An 18,061-nucleotide genomic window follows, 5' to 3' on the forward strand; every position below is an offset into this window, starting at 1 on the left:
CTCGCCGATCCCCATCCAGCACCGACAGGAGTCCCGCCATGAAGTACCGCTCGATCGCTTCCGCCCTGTTCGCCACCACGCTCAGCCTGTCGCTGGCAGCCTGCGGCGGGCCTGAACATGCCGATGCCGGCGCCGACACCGGCGCCACCAAGGGCGCGGCCGACGCGATGAAGGAAGTCGACCAGCAGACCTCGCCCTCGTTCATTGCCGCGCAGGTGCAGAAGGGCATTGACCAGGCCAAGCGCGAGCTGGCCACCAAGGACATCAGCGTCAGCAGCGTGCACATCGGCAGCGGCCACCATGAGGACACCAGCGGTCTGCCCAAGGCCGTGATCACGCCCCAGGGCGAGCTGATGATCGCCGGCAAGACGGTGACCGCGACGCCCGAGCAGCACACCCTGCTGACGGATTACCGCCAGCACATCATCGGCATCGCCGAGGCCGGCATGGATATCGGCGCGAGCGGCGCCAGCCTGGGCACCACCGCCGCCAAGGAAGCGATCTGGGGTGCGCTCAGCGGCAAGAGCGACAAGGACATCGAGAACCGCATCAAGCCGCAGACCGAGCAGATCAAGGCCGCCGCCATCAAGCTGTGCGGACGCATGCCCGACCTGCTCTCCTCGCAGCAGAAGCTCGCCGCGGCGATGCCGGAGTTCCGGCCCTACGCCACCATGACGCAGAAGGATGTCGAGGATTGCGGCAAGGACACGGATAAGGATTGAGCGACAGCCTGGAGCCCCTCTCCCGCTGGCGACCCGAAGGTAGTCCCCGTGGGAGAGAGGGGTTGGGGTGAGGGTACGGGCGGAGCGCAAGGGTGACGTGCATCGCTCCGGCCGTACCCTCATCCGCCTGCCGGCACCTTCTCCCGATGGGAGAAGGATTCGCTCTTGGAGGCTGGGGTAAAAACGAACCGCTACGGCAAGGGGAGATTGCATGGGTCTGTCGAGGAGTCTTTCGCTCGCTTCCAAACTGCTGCTGGGCTGTTGCCTGCTCGCCACCGCAGCCCATGCCGCCGACGCCCGCCTGCGCGGTGAAGCGCTGGATAAGGAAGTCACCCGCCTGATGCAGGCCGCCCACGTGCCCGGCCTGGCGCTGGCGGTGATCGAGAACGGCAAGATCGTGCACCTCAAGGCCTACGGCCAGCGCGATGTCGAGCAGAAGCTGCCGCTCACCGTCGACACCGTGATGTACGCCGCCTCGATCACCAAGGCCGCCTTCACCTATGCCACGCTCAGCCTGCTCGACCAGGGCAAGCTCGATCTGGATGCCTCGATCGCCAGGCTGCTGCCCAAGCCCCTGCCCGACTACGACAAGTACGCGGACCTGGCCGACGACCCGCGCTGGCGCGCGATCACGCCACGCATGCTGCTGACCCATCGCGCCGGCTTTCCCAATTTCCGCTATTTCCCGCCGGGCGCCACCAGCTACGACCCGAACGGCAAGCTGAAGATCTACGCCGAGCCCGGCAGCCGCTACGCCTATTCCGGCGAAGGCATCAACCTGATGCAGTTCGTGCTGGAGCACGGGCAGGACATCGACGTCGCCACGCTCATGCAGCAGCAGCTGTTCGACCGCTTCGGCATGCGCCGCAGCTCGATGACCTGGCGCGCCGACTTCGCCGACAACCTGGCCATCGGCTACGACGAGAACGGCAAGCCGCTGGGCCACAAGCAGCGCGGCGGCGTGCGTGCCGCCGGTTCGCTGGACACCACGCCGCGCGACTACGCGCAGCTGCTGGCCGGGATGGTGCGCGGCGACGGCCTGGGTGCGAAGGCGCGCGCCGAATGGCTGAAGCCGGTGCAGCGCATCCAGTCGGTGCAGCAGTTCCCGACGCTGGACACCGACACCACCCGCGACAACGACGGCATCCGCCTGTCCACCGCGCTGGGCGTGACGGTCTTCCGATCGTCGCAGGGCCCCGCCTGGTTCAAGACCGGCCACGACGACGGCACCAACAACCTGGCGCTGTGCCTGCAGGCATCGCGCGACTGCGTGCTGATCATGAGCAACAGCTCGAACGCCGAAGGGCTGTACCTGTATCTGCTCGACGCCACGCTGGGCCCGACTTGTTACCCATGGTTCTGGGAAAGCGATATTCCCTACGATCACCCGCAGTGGCGCTCGCCCGACGCGCGCAGGCAGCCGCATCCGCCGTGCACGCCAGTGCGCCACGCTTCGTAAACACTGCACTCATGCTCGAGAGAAGGAACTACATGTTCAAGCAACGCCTGATCCCGCTGTTCGCCCTGTGCGTCCTCGCCGCCGGCTGCGACAGCGGCAGCTATACCTCGACCGACCACGGCCGCATCAGCACGCGCGACGGCCTGGTCACGCTGCGCCCGGACCATGGGACCGAGGCCACCATCGACCAGGCCGGCGCCCTGAGCATCGACGGCAAGGCGGTCACCGTCGACGACCGCCAGCGCGAACTGCTGCGCCGCTACTACAGCAACGCCACCGCGATCCGCCAGCACGGCATCGAGACCGGCAAGGCCGGCGCCGCGATGGCCGGCGAAGCACTCAAGGGCGTGGCGGAAACCGTCAAGGGCGACGAGAACGGCGTGGACAAGCGCGTCGAGGCGCAGACGCAGAAGATCACCGACCAGGTGATGAAGATCTGCGACGACCTGGCCGGCGTCAAAGCCGCACAGGACGAACTGGCCGCCAGCCTGCCGGCGTTCAAGCCGTATGGCGGGATCGTCGACGAGAAGTCGATTACCGATTGCCGGGATGACAGCAAGCGCGACCGCAAGGACTGATGCATCGGCGTAGGTTGGGGTGAGCCGCAGGCGAACCCCAACAATGCGATGCGCTTGAACGTGGCGATGTTGGGGTTCGCCTGCGGCTCACCCCAACCTACGCCGGCTTATGCCGGCCAGAACACCTGCGCCATCGACCCGGAGCGAAACAGCGTGGTCGAGCGCAACTGCAGATCCAGCGGCTTGGGCAGCGGCGGGAACAGCGGCATGCCTTGCCCCAGCACCACCGGGTGCACCACCAGCCGGTACTCGTCGATCAGCCCGGACGCCACCAGGCTCTGCGCGAAACCCGCGCCGCCCTGCGCCAGGATGTCCTTGCCCGGCTGCTGCTTGAGCCGCGCCAGTTCGGTCGCCAGGTCGCCGTTGATCACTGCGGCCTCGGCCCAGCTTCTGGCGCTGGGCGAATCCTTCGCAAGCGCATCGCGATTCAGCGAGGCCTGCCGGGTGAAGATCGCCTTCGGAATCTCGTTCATGGGCACGGCGAGGGAATCGCTCGAAGTCGGCCAGTAGCCCGCCATGGCGAAGTACGAACGGCTCCCCATCACGTGCAGGCCCGCCTGCCACAGCGTGTCCTCCACCCAGCGATGGCCGGCCTCGTCGCGGTGGCGGAACATCCAGTCGGCCTCGCCGTTGGGGCCGGCGACGTAACCGTCGAGCGAGATGGACATCTTGAGAACGAGTCGGCGCATGGTCGGAGCTCCTGGTCAGGCCGGACGATCCGGCCTGTTGCTGATACGACGAATGGACTTGCCGGAAATCGACATGCCCTCCTCTCCGTCATTCCGGCGCAGGCCGGAATCCAGCAGCGGGGCGCTGGGTCAGAGTGAGGACGTTGAAGGCTGTGCTTTTTTCGCCCTCCGCGACCATCAAGCCATGACGCCACCGGATGCCGGCCTGCGCCGGAATGACGAGCCTGCTCAGCCGCCGCCACCGCCGCCGCCATGGATGCCGCCCTTGGTCAACGCCATCGGATCCAGCAGCTTGTTCAACTCGTCCTTCGACAACCCCGTGGTCTCCAGCGCCACCTCCATGATCGGCCGCTTCTGCTTGTACGCCTGCTTGGCCGTGGCCGCGCCCTTCTCGTAGCCGATCACCGGATTGAGCGCGGTGACCAGGATGGGATTCTTGTCCAGCGCCTCCTTCACCCGCGCCGCATTGACCTTGAAGCCGGCGATGGCCTTGTCCGCCAGCAGCACGCTGACATTGGCCAGCAGGCCGATCGACTGCAGCAGGTTGTGCGCGATCAGCGGCAGCATCACGTTGAGCTGGAAATTGCCGGACTGGCCGCCGATGGTGATCGCCGCGTCGTTGCCGATCACCTGCGCCGCCACCATCGCAGTGGCCTCGGGAATCACCGGATTGACCTTGCCCGGCATGATCGACGACCCCGGCTGCAGCGCCGGCAGCTCGATCTCGCCCAGGCCCGCCAGCGGACCGGAATTCATCCAGCGCAGGTCGTTGGCGATCTTCATCAGCGCCACGGCCAGCGCCTTGAGCTGGCCCGAGAGCTCCACCGCGGCGTCCTGCCCCGCCATGCCCTCGAAGTAATTCTCCGCCGCATCGAAACGCACGCCGGTGAGCTTCTTCAGCTCGCGCGCCACCGCGGGGCCGAACTTCGGATCCGCATTGATGCCGGTGCCCACCGCCGTGCCGCCCTGCGGCAGGCGGCGCATGCGCTTGATGCTGTCCTCGATGCGCTCGATCGCCGTGGCGATCTGCGCCGCCCAGCCGGACAGCTCCTGGCCGAAGGTCACCGGCATGGCGTCCATCAGGTGGGTGCGGCCGGTCTTGGGCACGTTGCGCAGCTCGCGCGCGCGGCGCTCGATGGTCTTCTTCAGGTGCTTGAGCGCCGGCAGCAGCTGCTCGCTGGCGGTGAGCGTGGCGCTGACGTGGATCGCCGTGGGGATCACGTCGTTGGAGCTCTGCCCGTAGTTGACGTGGTCGTTCGGGTGCACCTTGGCGCCGCCCTTGCCCGCCACGTGCGCAATCACCTCGTTGGCGTTCATATTGGTGCTGGTGCCGGAGCCGGTCTGGAACACGTCGATCGGGAACTGGTCGTCGAACTGCCCGTCCGCCACCGCCAGCGCGGCCTTGCGGATCGCCGCCGCCTGGTTCTTGCGCAGGTGGCCCAGGCCCAGGTTGGCCTCGGCCGCGGCGGCCTTGATCAGCCCCAGCGCGCGGATGAAGGCGCGCGGCAGGCGCAGGCCGGAAATCGGGAAATTGTCCACGGCGCGCTGGGTCTGCGCGCCGTACAGCGCATCGGCGGGGACCTTCAGCTCCCCCATGCTGTCGTGTTCGATGCGGTACTGGCTCATGCCTTCGGTTCCTTGACGCTGGAGTGATCGGAGCACTATAGGCCGCCCGCCGTTAGGACGGTGCCAAGCGGTGCCCGGGGCGGGACAGGCCCGGCCCGTTGTAAAATGCCGTTTTTCCTCTGCCGGATCGCCTCGATGTCTGCCCATGCCCTGACCGCCCTGTCGCCGCTGGACGGCCGCTACGCCAGCAAGGCGCAAGCCCTGCGCCCGATCTTCAGCGAGTACGGCCTGATGCACCGGCGCGTCCACGTCGAGATCGAATGGCTGCTGGCGCTGGCCGCCGATCCGGGCATCGCCGAACTGCCGGCGTTCTCGCCCGCGCAGATCGCCCGGCTCAGGGACATCGCGGCCAGCTTCAGCGTGGAAGACGGCGAGCGGGTCAAGGCCATCGAAGCCACCACCAACCACGACGTGAAGGCGATCGAGTACTTCATCAAGGAGCGCATCGGCAACGATGCCGCCCTGGCCCAGGCCAAGGAATTCGTGCACTTCGCCTGCACCAGCGAGGACATCAACAACCTCTCCTACGCGCTGATGCTGCGCGATGCGCAACGGCAGGTGCTGCTGCCGGCCTTCGACGCGGTGATCGCCAAGCTGCGCGAGCTGGCCCACGCCAACGCCGCGCTGCCGATGCTCTCGCGCACCCACGGCCAGACCGCCTCGCCGAGCACGCTCGGCAAGGAGCTGGCCAACGTGGTGGCCCGCCTGGAACGCCAGCGCAAGCAGCTGGCCGCGGTGGAGATTCCCGGCAAGATCAACGGCGCGGTGGGCAACTACAACGCGCATGCCATCACCTATCCGGAACTGGACTGGCGCGCTTTCTCGCAGCGCTTCGTGGAAAGCCTGGGCCTGGACTACAACCCCTACACCACCCAGATCGAGCCGCACGACGGCGTGGCCGAATACTGCGACGCGGTGCGCCGCGCCAACATCATCCTGATCGACCTGGCGCGCGACGTGTGGGGCTATGTCTCGCTGGGCTATTTCAAGCAGGCACTGAAGGCCGGCGAGGTGGGCTCCTCGACCATGCCGCACAAGGTCAATCCGATCGACTTCGAGAACGCCGAAGGCAATTTCGGTCTGGCCAATGCCTTGCTCGGCCACTTCGCCGAGAAGCTGCCGATCAGCCGCTGGCAGCGCGACCTCACCGACTCCACCGTGCTGCGCGCGCTGGGCACCGCCTTCGGCCACACCCTGGTGGCCCTGGAATCGCTGCAGAAGGGCCTGGGCAAGCTCAACGTCAACGCCGACCGCCTCGCCGCCGACCTCGACGCCAGCTGGGAAGTGCTGGCCGAAGCCGTGCAGACGGTGATGCGCCGCTACGGCCTGCCGGAACCGTACGAACAACTGAAGGCGCTGACCCGCGGCCAGGGCATCACCAGGGATTCGATGCGGCAGTTCATCGCCGGGCTGGAGCTGCCGGCGGACGCGAAGCAGCGCCTGCTCGAACTGACGCCGGGCGGCTATGTCGGCCTGGCGGAGCCGCTGGCGCGCGAGATCTGACGCCGCGGTTTGCTGCGATAAGAAAAGGGGCGCGTGATCCGCGCCCCTTTTCCGTTGGCTCAGGCCGCCTTCTTCAGGCCTTCGGCTTCGAGCGCCGTCTGCACCGCCGGGCGCTCCGCCACGCGCTTCTGGAAATCCAGCAGCGCCGGGAACTCCGACAGGTCCAACGCCACATGCCTGGCCCAATTGGTGACGGTGAACAGGTAAGCGTCGGCCACGGTGAAGCGGTCGCCCACCAGCCACGGGTGCTGGGCCAGCCGTTCTTCCAGCAGGCGGTAGCGCTTGCGCAGGTATTCCTTGCGCTCTTCGCGCACCGTGTCCGGCGTCTCCGGCTTGAACAGCGGCGAATAGCTCTTGTGCAGCTCGGAATTGATGTAGCCGAGCATTTCCTGCAGGCGATAGCGCGCGGTGGTGCCGTTGGCCGGGGCCAGGCCGCTTTCCGGCTTGAGGTCGGCCAGGTACTGCACGATCGCCGGGCCTTCGGTGAGCAGCTCGCCGTCGTCCAGTGCCAGCGCCGGCACGTAGCCCTTGGGATTGATCAGCCAGTAGTCCTGGTCGCTGGCGGTGCGCTTGGCCTTGGTGTCGACCTTCTCCAGCTCGACCGGAATGCCCGCTTCGAGCGCGACGATATGCGGCGAGAGGGAACAGGCACCGGCGGCGTAGTAGAGCTTCATGGCGATCCTCCTGGGATGGGACGGTGGGGTGAGGCGCGCATCCTAGCCAGCCATGGTTACCGATGGATACCACCTAACCGGGGGTAACCCCTAAAATCAGGTAACTCCCCAGTTACCGGTTGCCGCCCATGGGCCTGCCCGTCCGCAAGAACAAAGTGCTGCCGCCGCCGTCGTGTCCGCTCAGCGAGGTGCTGGGGTTGCTGCGCGGAGCGTGGGCGCCCAACGTGGTGTGGCTGTTGAGCGGCGAGCCGCGACGGTTTGGCGAATTGCGGCATGACATACCGCGGATTTCGGCGCGGGTGTTGAGTGCGCGGTTGCGGGAACTGGAATCGCGCGGGCTGGTGATGCGGAAGGTGCTGCACACCTCGCCGCCATCCGCCGAATATGCGCTGACGCCGCTGGGGCGGGAGTTGTTGCCGGCGATCGAGGCGCTGGTGGGGGTGGGGACGAAGTTGATCGCCGAATGGGGCGGTGCACCACGCCGCGGGGAACCGCGCCGGTTGGGGTGAGCCTGCGGCTCACCCCAACCGGCGCCGGCTTAGTTACTCGACTTCGTCCGAACCCTCGTTGACACCCTCGAACAGGAACGTCGACAGATACCGCTCGCCCGTATCCGGCAGCATCGCCAGCAACACCGATCCTTCCGGCGCATCCTTGGCGACCTGCAGCGCGGCCGCCAACGTCGCACCAGAAGAAATGCCGACGAAGATGCCCTCCTTCTGCGCCAGCGCGCGCGAGGTATCGCGGGCCACCACGTCATCGACCGGAAGAATCTGCTGCGCCACCTCGCGATTGAGCACCGCCGGGACGAAGTCCGGGGTCCAACCCTGGATCTTGTGCGGCTGCCATTCCTTGCCGGCCAGCAGCGAGGCGCCCGCCGGTTCGCTGGCGATCACCTTCACTTCCGGGCGTGCCACCTTCAGCACTTCGCCCACGCCGGTGAGCGTGCCGCCGGTGCCCCAGCCGGTGACGAAGTAATCCAGGCGGCGGCCGGCGAAATCGCGCAGGATTTCCGCGGCGGTGGTGCTGCGGTGATAGGCCGGATTGGCCGGATTCTCGAACTGGCGCGCCAGGAACCAGCCGTGCTTGTCCGCCAGCTCCTTGGCCTTGCGCACCATGCCGCTGCCGCGCTCGGCCGCGGGAGTCAGCAGCACCTTGCCGCCGTAGGCGCGGATCAGCTTGCGCCGCTCGATCGAGAAGGTCTCGGTCATCACCGCCACGAACGGATAGCCGCGCGCCGCGCACACCGCGGCCAGCGCCACGCCGGTATTGCCGGAGGTGGCCTCGACCACGGTCTGGCCGGGCTTGATGGTGCCGCGCGCCTCGGCATCCAGGATGATCGCCAGGGCGAGCCGGTCCTTCACCGAGCCGGCCGGATTGAACGCTTCCACCTTCACGTAAAGCTCGACGTGCTTCGGCGCCAGCCGGTGCAGTTTCACCACCGGGGTCTTGCCGATGGTGTCGAGGATGCTGTCGTAGATCATGAAAGAGCTCCAGACGGGATGGGAAGGAGGTGGGCGGGTCGGCGCATAGTGCGCCCACGCCGGTGAAATTTTGCGTCAGGCGCGCCGGGCCAGGGCCGGGTCGGCCATGGATGGTGCATCAATTTCGGAACACTCGCCGATCGGCTGCGCCCCGAACCAGGCCAGCGACGAAGCCAGCGCCGCCACCTCGCCCAGGATCAGCAGGGCCGGCGCGCGCACCGCGTGGGCGACGGCCAGTTCGTGCAGGCGCGCCAGCGTGCCGGTGACCACGCGCTGCTGCGGACGCGAGCCGTTCTCCACCAGGGCGAACGGCGTGGACGGCGCGCGGCCGTGCGCGAGCAGTTGCGCCTGCACCGTGCCCAGCTCGCTCACGCCCATGTACACCGCCAGCGTCTGCCGCTCGCGCGCCAGCGCAGGCCAGTCCAAGCTGTCGTTCGAGCCGCGGCAATGCGCGGTGAGCAGGCGTACCGACTGGGCGTGGTCGCGATGGGTCAGCGGCACGCCCGCATAGGCGGCGCAGGCCACCGCGGCGGTGATGCCGGGCACCACCTCATAGGGAATGCCGTGCGCGCGCAGGTGTTCCAGTTCCTCGCCGCCGCGGCCGAACACGAACGGATCGCCGCCCTTCAGGCGCACCACGCGGCGACCGGCTTGCGCATGTTCGAGCAGCAGCGCGTGGATGCGCTCCTGCGTGACGTGGTGGTTGCCGGCTTCCTTGCCCACCTCGATGCGCTCCGCATCGCGTCGCGCCAGTGCGAGCACTTCGGCGCCGGCCAGGCGGTCGTAGAGGATCACGTCCGCTTCCTGCAGCGCGCGCAGGCCGCGCAAGGTCAGCAGGCCTGGATCGCCGGGACCGGCACCGACCAGCACCACGCTGCCGCTGCTGCGCGTCGCGGCGCCGGCGAGCGCGCGCTCGGCCTCCGCTTCCGCCTCCGCCGGCTGCGCCCGGCGCAGCAGCTGCAGCACCGGGCCGGCGAACAGCTGCTCGTAGAAGCGGCGGCGCGCACCGAGATCCGGCAGACGGGCGCGGATGCTTTCGCGCAGGCGCGCGGCCAGCGCGGCGAGCGGCCCCAGCGCCGGATCGAGCAGGCTTTCCAGGCCCTCGCGCAGCAGGCGCGCCAGCACCGGCGCGGTGCCGCCGCTGGAAATGGCGATGGTCACCGGATCGCGATCGATCACCGCCGGCACGTGGAAGCTGCACAGCTGGGCATCGTCCACCACGTTGACGAACAGCCGGCGCCGCTCCGCCAGCGTGGCGATGCGGCGGTTGAGCAAGGGCTCGCCGGTGGCGGCGACGACCAGCCAGCACTCATCGAGCCAAGCCTGCTGGAATCCGCCCAGGCGTAGTTCGAGGCGGCCCGCATCGGCCCACGCCTGCAATGTTCCGGTCGCGGACAAGGCGCCCACGGTCACCGCCGCGCCCGCCTCCAGCAGCGCCGCCGCCTTGCGCTCGGCCACCGCGCCGCCGCCCACCACCAGCACGCGGCGGCCGGCGAGATCGGCGAACAGCGGGTAGAGCTTCATGAGCCAGGCACCGTCATCAGGGGGAACTACGACGCTAGGTGCGGCCGATGGGCGGCACAAATGATTTGTCCGCGGCGGCTCATGCCGCGAGGTTATGTGGCCACCCGCAAATCCGGCATGAGCACCCCTCCGCGGATTGACGCCACCATTAAACGGATGTATAGACGTCTAAATGCAAACCGCCGACCGCCCCGCCGACACCCTGCCCTCCGCTCCCCCGGTGGCCGTCGCCTGGATGTGTCGCCGTTCCGTCACGCGATGTATGCCCGTAGCGCCCGCAAGCCAGTCCACCCGACCTGCCCGCTCCAGGATGCCCTCGCATGACCCTCACGCAACTGCGTTATCTCGTCGCCATTGCCGACGCCGGCCTCAATATCACGCTGGCCGCCGAACGCGTGCACGCCACCCAGCCGGGACTGAGCAAGCTGCTCAAGCAGCTTGAGGACGAGCTGGGCTTCCAGCTGTTCCACCGCAAGGGCCGCAGCCTCGATTCGATCACCCACGCCGGCAGCCATGTGCTGGAACGTGCGCGCACGATCCTGGCGGAGGCCACCAATATCCGTTCGATCGCCGCCAACCTGCGCAACGAATCGCGCGGCACGCTGCGCGTGGCCACCACTCATACCCAGGCCCGCTTCGCCCTGCCGGGCGCGGTGGCGGCGCTGACCCGGCAGTACCCGCAGGTCAGCCTGCACCTGATCCCGTCCACCGACGCCGACGTGATCGGCCTGCTCGAGGGCGGTCACGTCGACCTGGCCATCGTCAGCACCTCGGGCGCGGCGCCTGCCGGCAGCGGTATCGCCCTGCCCGCCTATCGCTGGAACCGCGTGGCGATGGTGCCGCACGGGCATGCACTGGCGCGGCTGGAACGGCCACCGACCCTGGACGAGCTGGCCGTGCACCCGCTGATCAGCTACGACTCCTCGCTGAAGCCCACTTCGTCGCTGGCGCGTGCGTTCCACGTGGCCAACCTGCATCCGCAGATCGCCATGACGGCGAGCGATGCGGATCTGATCAAGACCTATGTGCGCGCCGGACTGGGTATCGGCATCCTGGCCGAGATGGCGGTGCAGCCGACTGACGACGATCTGCGCGCATTGCCGGCGGATCACCTGTTCGCGCCTTGCACGACGTGGATCGTGCTGCGCAAGGAAAGCGTATTGCGGGAGTTTGCGCTGGAATTTGTCGGGCTGTTTGCGCCGCATCTGGAGCGGCGGGCGGTAAGCCGTGCGCTTGCCGGTGGCGCCGGGCCGACGCATTGGCCGGCGGTGCCGCATTGGCGGGAGCGGGTCGAAGCATAGCCGCACCTGCATCGTCATCCCGGCGTAGGCCGGGATCCAGTGACGACAACATCTGCTTGTCGCGTTATCCGGCCAACGCTTTAAAGCAAAGCTGGAAGCTTGCGCTCGATGCGGCGCGTCGTTACTGGATCCCGGCCTACGCCGGGATGACGGCCTTGGGAGTACCCGCCATCGTTGATGGTCGCGGAGATAGGGAACATACGCTCCGCCCGGTCCCTCACCCCAACCCTCTCCCCGGAGGGAGAGGGAGGTGAAGGCTGAGGCATCAGCCAGCCAACAACCCGCGATCCTTCAACAACCCCAGCACATGCCCCGCCAGCACCGCCGGCGCGGCACCGCTCCCATCCACGCGGATCTCCGGCTGCTCCGGCACCTCATACGGATCGCTGATGCCGGTGAACTGCGCGATCTTCCCCGCGCGCGCCTGCGCATACAGCCCCTTGCGGTCGCGCTCCTCGCACACCTCCAGCGGCGTCGACACATGGATCTCGATGAAGTCGCCATGCGCCTCGACCAGCCCGCGCGCCTCGGCGCGCGCATCCGCATATGGCGCGATCGGCGCGCACACCGCGACGCCACCATGGCGCACGATCTCGCTGGCCACATAGCCGATGCGCGTGACGTTCGCCGCGCGGTCCTCGCGTGAGAAACCCAGGCCGCGCGACAGATGCTTGCGCACCTCGTCGCCGTCCAGCACGGTCACCGCGCGGCTGGTGTGCTCCAGCAGCTGCGCCACCACCGCCTGCGCGATGGTCGACTTGCCGGCGCCGGACAAGCCGGTGAAGAACAGCGCGAAGCCGCGCGGCGCGCGGGCCGGATGGCGTTCGCGCAGGATGTCGACCACCTCGGGGAAGGTGAACCAGGCGGGGATGTCCGTGCCTTCGTGCAGGTGCCGGCGCAGTTGCGTACCCGAGATATCGCGCACTTCGTCGTCCGCGGCGACTTCGGTGGCCGGCACATAGGCATCGCGATTGGCCGCATAGACCATCGCCGGGAACGCGACGACCTGGATGCCCAGTTCCTCCTGGTAGCGCTCCAGCAGATGCTGCGCGTCGAACGGCCCGTAGAACGGCTGCCCGCTCGAATCCTTGCCCGGGCCGGCATGGTCGCGTCCGACGATGAAATGCGTGGCGCCGTAATTCTTGCGGATGATCGCGTGCCAGATCGCCTCGCGCGGCCCGCCCATGCGCATGGCCAGCGGCAGCAGCGAGAGCCTGGCGCTGTCGGCCGGATACTGCGGCAGCAGTGCGCGGTAGCAACGCACGCGGGTGTAATGGTCGACGTCGCCCGGCTTGGTGCGGCCCACCGAGGGCTGGATCAACAGCTTGGCGCCGACCTTCTGCGCCGCGCGCAGGGTCAGCTCGCGGTGCGCGCGGTGCATCGGATTGCGCGTCTGGAACGCCACGATGCGGTTCCAGCCATTGGCCTCGAACCAGGCGCGCAAGCTGCGCGGCGTATCGCGCAGCTCGCCGAAGTCGTAGTGCACCGGTGCCTGGATGCCGCGCAGGCGGCCGCCGAGATAGACCGGCCGCGTGCGCTCCAGCAGCTCGGCCACGCCCGGATGCGCATGATCGAGCGTGCCGAATACCTGGCGCGCCTCATGCTCGCGGTCCGGGCGATAGATGTCCTGCACTTCCAGCACCGCCAGCGGCACGCCCTGCGCGTCGCGCAGCACCAGTTCCGCGCCGGAGGCGAGCGTGGCGGCGAAGTCTTCGCTCACATCCAGCGTAATCGGGATCGGCCACAGCGTGCCGTCGGCCAGGCGCAGTTCGTCGACCACGCGGCGGTAGTCGGCTTCGGTCAGGAAACCTTCCAGCGGCGAGAACGCGCCGTTGAGCAACAGTTCCAGGTCGCACAGCTGCCGCGTGTTCAAGTCCAGCGCCGGCAGGCCCGCGCTGCGCTGCTTCAGCGCCTGCGCTTCCGGATACGGCAGATACAGATCCTTGAGCGTGCCGCCATGCGGCGCGATCAGCGGTTCCAGTTCGGGTTCGATGGGGAGTGAAGCGAGTGCGCTCTGGCTCATGGTGGCGTTTTCTTTATTGATCGGGGCGGAAGGGTCAGGCGAGGTCGTGGATGCCGCACTCGCGCTTGAGGCCGAAGAAACGGGTTTCTTCGGGGTCCATGCCCGGCTCCAGCGGCCGGGTGGTATGCACGTCGCCGATCGATACGTAGCCCTGTTCCCACAGCGGGTGATACGGCAGATCGTGGCGTTGCAGATAGCGGCCGACATCGCGGTCGGTCCAGTCGGCGATCGGATGGAATTTCCAGCGGCCCTGGCTGAGCCGCAGGAAGGGAATGCGTTCGCGGCTGCGCGACTGGCCGCGGCGCAGGCCGGCGAACCAGCTGCCGATGCCGAGTTCCTCCAGCGCGCGCCGCATCGGCTCGACCTTGCGCAGCTCGTTGTAGCGCCCCAGGCCTTCCACGCCCTGCTCCCACAGGCGGCCATGGCGCGACTCCATCCAGGCGGTGCCGATCGGCGAGCGGTAGACGTGCAGGTTCAGCGCGAGGCGTTCGCGCAGTTCGTCGACGAAGCGGTAGGTCTCGGGAAACAGATAGCCGGTATCGACCAGGATCACCGGCAACTGTGGCCGCTGACGCGTCAGCAGGTGCAGCGACACGGCCGCCTGCGCGCCGAAGCTGGACGACAGCGCGTGCGCACCCGGCGCGTGTTCCAGCGCCCAGGCCACGCGCTCCTCGGCATCGAGGGCGCCCAGCCAGGTGTCGAGTTCGGCCAGCGCGCGCGGATCGTGCCGCGCGGCTTCCAGCGTCGCACCGTTCATGCGGTCACCTCGAGCGGGATGCGCCGGTCCGGCGCGGTGTCGATGGCGCCGGCGCGCAGCAGGAAATCGCCGAAGCCTTCCTCCGGCTGGCGCTCGCGCGCATAGCGTTCGAACAGCGGATCGAGCGCTTCGAGGATGGCCGCTTCATCGACGTTCTCCCGATACGCGCGATTGAGCCGCTGCCCGCTGAAATCCGCGCCCAGGCGCAGGTCGTAGCGCCCGGGTCCACGGCCGACCAGCGCGATCTCGCCGAGGTAAGGCCGCGAGCAGCCGTTCGGGCAGCCGGAGATGCGCAGGACGATCGGCGCGTCGGCAATACCGTGCCTGGACAGCAGCGTCTCGACCTTGTCCAGCAGCTCGGGCAGATAGCGCTCCGCCTCCGCCATGGCCAGCCCGCAGGTCGGCAGCGCCACGCAGGACACCGCGTGGCGGCGGATCGGCCCGGCGCGGCGATAATCGTCCAGGCCATGCGCGGCGACGATGGCGTCGATGCGCGCGCGCTGCGGCGCCGGCACGTTCGCCACGATCAGGTTCTGGTTGCAGGTCAGGCGGAAATCGCCTTCGTGCACGTTCGCCAGCTCGCGCAAGCCGGTGAGCCAACGGCGCTCGCCGCGATCGGCGAGGCGGCCCGACTCGATATGCAGGGTGAGATGCCAGCGGCCGTCGTGGCCTTCGATCCAGCCGTAGCGGTCGCCGTTATGGTCGAAGCGAAAGGGACGCGCGGGTTCCAGCGCGAAGCCCAGGCGACGTTCGAGTTCGACCTTGAAGGCGTCGAGGCCGCGGTGATCGAGCGTGTACTTCAGCCGCGCGTGCTTGCGCTCGACGCGGTTGCCCCAGTCGCGCTGCACCGCCACCACCGCCTCGGCCGTGGCGAACAACTGCTCCGGCGTAACAAAGCCGATCACGCTGGCCAGGCGCGGATAGGTCGACGGATCGCCATGCGTGGCGCCCATGCCGCCGCCGACCGCGACGTTGAAGCCCTTGAGCTCGCCGTCCTCGGCGATCGCGATCAGGCCGAGGTCCTGCGAGAACACGTCCACATCGTTCAAGGGCGGAATGGCCAGCCCGATCTTGAACTTGCGCGGCAGATAAGTGGTGCCGTACAGCGGCTCCTCTTCCGGCTCGCCGACCACGGCTTGGCCGTCCAGCCAGATCTCGTGATACGCCCGTGTGCGCGGCGCCAGTCCGTCGGACAGCTTCGCGGCCCAGGCATAGGCCTCGCCGTGCGCCTTGGTCTGCACCGGATTGGCGGTGCTGACCACGTTGCGCACCACGTCGCCGCAGGCCGCGATGGTGCTGGCCAGGCTGGCGTGGATGGCGGCGATGGTGGGCTTGAGCCGGCGCTTGAGGATGCCGTGCCACTGGAAGGTCTGCCGCGTGGTGATGCGCAGCGTGCCGTTGGCGTATTCGCGTGCCAGCCGGTCGAATTCCAGCCATTGCGCCGGCGTGACCACGCCGCCCGGCAGGCGCGCGCGCAGCATGAAGCTGTAGGCGGGCTCCAGTTTCTGGCGGCGGCGCTCCTCGCGCAGGTCGCGGTCGTCCTGTTGGTAGCTGCCGTGGAACTTGAGCAGCTTGCCGTCGTCGTCGCTGATCGCGCCGGTGACGGGATCGTTCAGGCCTTCGACCAGGGTGCCGCGCAGGTAGCGGCTGGCGGCCTTGATGCGTTCGAAATCGGAAAGAGGTGCGCTCATGTCAGTACACGTCGCGGGCATAGCGCCCTTGTTGCAGGAGGTCGGCCAGCCAGGCGCCCGCGTCTTCCCGCGACAGGCCGCCATGCTCGGCGGCGATGTCGACCAGGGCCGCGTGCACGTCCCTGGCCATGTGGGTGGCGTCGCCGCAGACATACAGATGCGCGCCTTCCGACAGCCAGGCGTACAGCTCCTTGCCGCGCTCGCGCAGGCGGTGCTGCACGTAGACCTTGTCGGCGCCGTCGCGCGAGAAGGCCAGGTCCAGGCGATGCAGCGCGCCCTGCTTCAGCGCCTCCTGCCATTCCACCTGGTAGAGGAAGTCGTCGCTGAAATGGCGGTTGCCGAAGAACAGCCAGTTGCGGCCGCGCGCGCCGCTTTCGCGGCGCTCCTGCACGAAGCCGCGGAACGGCGCCACGCCGGTACCGGGGCCGATCATGATCACGTCGCGCGCGTCGTCGGCCGGCAGGTGGAAGCGTTCGTTCGCTTCGACGAAGACCGGCACGCGGGCGTCCTCCGCGCTTGCGGCGAGGAAGGCGGAGGCCGCGCCCCAGTGGCGTTCGCCGAAGGCCTGGTAGTCGACCGTCGCGACGGTGAGATGCACTTCGTCGCCGACCGCGGCGGCGCTGGAAGCGATCGAGTACAGCCGCGGCGTGAGCGGACGCAGCGCCGCGACCAGCGCGGCGGCGTCCCAGCGTCCCGGGTGGCGGCGCAGCAGGTCGATCGGCTGGTGCGTGTCCAGCAGCGTGGACAAAGTGGCCGGATCGTCCAGCAGGCGCACCAGCGCGGCGTCGCCGCCGGTGCGCGCGTGGGCCAGCGCGAAGCCGCGGGCGAGACGGGTCAGCTCGCGCTCCTCGGCCAGCCAGCGCACCAGCGGCAGCGTGCGGCCGCTGTGCGTCACCTCCGCCTCGCCGTCCAGGCGCAGCAGCTCCAGCCATTGCTGCACCAGCGCAGGTGGATTGCGCGGCCATACGCCGAGCGCGTCGCCGGGGCGGTAGCTGAGGCCCGAGCTTTCCAACGACAGTTCCAGGTGCAGCACTTCGCGCGCGCTGTCGCGCGAGACGATGCGCTGGTTGGCCAGCACGGCGGCGGCGAAGGGGTTCTCGCGATCGTGCGCGGCGTGGCTGGGCACCGCCTGCAGCAGCGGCGCGCGCACGGCGGCAGCGGGGGCCTTCAGCACTTCGTGGGCGCGCTCCAGCGCCTTGGCGGTCCACGGCGCGGCCACTTCGTCCAGGTCCACGTCGGCCTCGGCCAGCGGATCCAGCCGGGTGGCGCCGAGCTCGGCCAGCCGCGCGTCCAGCTGGCGCCCGATCAGGCAGAACTGCGGATAGCTGGAATCGCCCAGCCCCAGCACGGCATAGCGCAGCGCCGGCAGGCGCGGCGCGCGGCGGCCGGCAATGAAGTCGACCAGGCCGCGGGCGTCGTCCGGCGGCTCGCCCTCGCCCTGGGTGCTGATCACCACGAACAGCTGGCGCTCCTGCGTCAGTTCGCGCTGCGGATAGGCATCGGCGCGTACGAGGCGCGCCGGCAGGCCCGATGCCTCCAGCTTCTTCGCCAGCTGCTCGGCGACGCGCCTGGCGTTGCCGGTCTGGCTGCCGTAGAGCACGGTGACGCGTTCCGTGGTGGCCGCAGCCTGCACCTGGGCCGGCTGCGGCCCGCGTGCCGCGAGGGCGGCGCTGCGTGCCGCCACCCAGTACAGCTCGTGGGGAGCCAGGCCCTCCAGCAGGCGGTGAAGTTGCGCGGCCTTGTCGGCGGCCAGCGGCGAAGCGAGGGATTCCTGGGAAACGACGGCGTTCAAGGCTTGACCTTCTTTGGACGTCTATACGTCTATTCGTCGAAGGTAGCTCCCGCGGCGCTCATGACGGAAAGGATGTGTCGCCATATGCACATGCCAAATCCATTATTTCCGCGTTAAACCAAGCACCCCGTCGTGGAGCCCTTCTCCCTCTGGGAGAAGGTGGCGGCAGCCGGATGAGGGTACGGGCGGAGTGCGACTCCCCACTCCGCCCGCACCCTCACCCCAACCACTCTCCCGA

General features: G+C 68.6%; 15 protein-coding genes. 6 read left to right on the plus strand and 9 right to left on the minus strand.

What is annotated here, in order from left to right:
• Positions 1-38: 38 nt before the first annotated feature.
• The 3 genes from BM172_RS01830 to BM172_RS01840 all read left to right on the plus strand — a co-directional run bounded on the left by BM172_RS01830 (position 39) and on the right by BM172_RS01840 (position 2,759).
• Positions 39-722 (plus strand): YggN family protein, encoded by a 684-nt coding sequence (locus BM172_RS01830; RefSeq protein ID WP_026634389.1) that lies wholly within the window; start codon positions 39-41, stop codon positions 720-722.
• Positions 723-933: 211 nt separating this feature from the next.
• A complete protein-coding gene (locus BM172_RS01835) occupies positions 934-2,181 on the plus strand; it encodes a serine hydrolase domain-containing protein (protein WP_051548462.1) in 1,248 nt (415 codons plus the stop codon).
• A gap of 32 nt (positions 2,182-2,213) precedes the next feature.
• The gene (locus tag BM172_RS01840) at positions 2,214-2,759 is read left to right on the plus strand and encodes a DUF2884 family protein (RefSeq protein WP_051548463.1); all 546 of its coding nucleotides are present in this window, start codon (positions 2,214-2,216) and stop codon (positions 2,757-2,759) included.
• Positions 2,760-2,866: 107 nt separating this feature from the next.
• Here BM172_RS01840 and BM172_RS01845 read toward each other — a convergent pair whose 3' ends face one another.
• Positions 2,867-3,448, minus strand: a complete 582-nt coding sequence (locus BM172_RS01845) for a dihydrofolate reductase family protein (RefSeq protein WP_026634390.1) — start codon at positions 3,446-3,448, stop codon at positions 2,867-2,869.
• Positions 3,449-3,676: 228 nt separating this feature from the next.
• Complete coding sequence (locus BM172_RS01850; protein WP_026634391.1) at positions 3,677-5,074, minus strand: class II fumarate hydratase; 1,398 nt, start codon at positions 5,072-5,074, stop codon at positions 3,677-3,679.
• Positions 5,075-5,209: 135 nt separating this feature from the next.
• Here BM172_RS01850 and purB point away from each other — a divergent pair, with 135 nt between their 5' ends.
• Positions 5,210-6,577, plus strand: a complete 1,368-nt coding sequence (purB, locus tag BM172_RS01855; protein WP_026634392.1) for an adenylosuccinate lyase — start codon at positions 5,210-5,212, stop codon at positions 6,575-6,577.
• A gap of 59 nt (positions 6,578-6,636) precedes the next feature.
• On the opposite strand, the gene gstA is transcribed toward purB, so the two are convergent.
• Positions 6,637-7,251 carry a glutathione transferase GstA gene (gene gstA / locus BM172_RS01860; RefSeq protein WP_026634393.1) on the minus strand — a complete coding sequence of 205 codons (615 nt, stop codon included), beginning with the start codon at positions 7,249-7,251 and terminating at the stop codon, positions 6,637-6,639.
• A 128-nt stretch (positions 7,252-7,379) separates the two neighbouring features.
• Between gstA and BM172_RS01865 the strand changes: the two genes are divergently transcribed.
• A complete protein-coding gene (locus BM172_RS01865; protein WP_026634394.1) occupies positions 7,380-7,760 on the plus strand; it encodes a winged helix-turn-helix transcriptional regulator in 381 nt (126 codons plus the stop codon).
• Positions 7,761-7,793: 33 nt separating this feature from the next.
• Here BM172_RS01865 and cysK read toward each other — a convergent pair whose 3' ends face one another.
• Both cysK and cysG read right to left on the minus strand, forming a co-directional pair.
• Positions 7,794-8,735, minus strand: coding sequence for a cysteine synthase A (gene cysK / locus BM172_RS01870; RefSeq protein WP_026634395.1), 942 nt, complete (start codon positions 8,733-8,735; stop codon positions 7,794-7,796).
• A gap of 75 nt (positions 8,736-8,810) precedes the next feature.
• Positions 8,811-10,259: a siroheme synthase CysG gene (cysG, locus tag BM172_RS01875; RefSeq protein WP_026634396.1), complete on the minus strand. Its 1,449-nt coding sequence runs from the start codon at positions 10,257-10,259 to the stop codon at positions 8,811-8,813.
• A 320-nt stretch (positions 10,260-10,579) separates the two neighbouring features.
• Here cysG and BM172_RS01880 point away from each other — a divergent pair, with 320 nt between their 5' ends.
• Positions 10,580-11,560: a LysR substrate-binding domain-containing protein gene (locus BM172_RS01880; RefSeq protein WP_026634397.1), complete on the plus strand. Its 981-nt coding sequence runs from the start codon at positions 10,580-10,582 to the stop codon at positions 11,558-11,560.
• A gap of 265 nt (positions 11,561-11,825) precedes the next feature.
• On the opposite strand, the gene BM172_RS01885 is transcribed toward BM172_RS01880, so the two are convergent.
• Genes BM172_RS01885 through BM172_RS01900 form a run of 4 tightly spaced genes read right to left on the minus strand, consistent with a single transcriptional unit; the run spans position 11,826 to position 17,823 of the window.
• Entirely contained in the window at positions 11,826-13,583 is a 1,758-nt protein-coding gene (locus BM172_RS01885) for a bifunctional sulfate adenylyltransferase/adenylylsulfate kinase (RefSeq protein ID WP_051548464.1), read from the minus strand.
• Positions 13,584-13,617: 34 nt separating this feature from the next.
• Positions 13,618-14,340, minus strand: a complete 723-nt coding sequence (locus BM172_RS01890) for a phosphoadenylyl-sulfate reductase (RefSeq protein WP_051548465.1) — start codon at positions 14,338-14,340, stop codon at positions 13,618-13,620.
• A complete protein-coding gene (cysI, locus tag BM172_RS01895; RefSeq protein WP_026634400.1) occupies positions 14,337-16,031 on the minus strand; it encodes an assimilatory sulfite reductase (NADPH) hemoprotein subunit in 1,695 nt (564 codons plus the stop codon). The genes BM172_RS01890 and cysI overlap by 4 nt, the downstream gene beginning before the upstream one ends.
• 1 nt (position 16,032) lies before the next feature.
• Positions 16,033-17,823: an assimilatory sulfite reductase (NADPH) flavoprotein subunit gene (locus BM172_RS01900; RefSeq protein WP_026634401.1), complete on the minus strand. Its 1,791-nt coding sequence runs from the start codon at positions 17,821-17,823 to the stop codon at positions 16,033-16,035.
• Positions 17,824-18,061 lie beyond the last annotated feature (238 nt).

This window comes from Dyella marensis, from assembly GCF_900112865.1.
Taxonomy (GTDB): domain Bacteria; phylum Pseudomonadota; class Gammaproteobacteria; order Xanthomonadales; family Rhodanobacteraceae; genus Dyella_D; species Dyella_D marensis_A.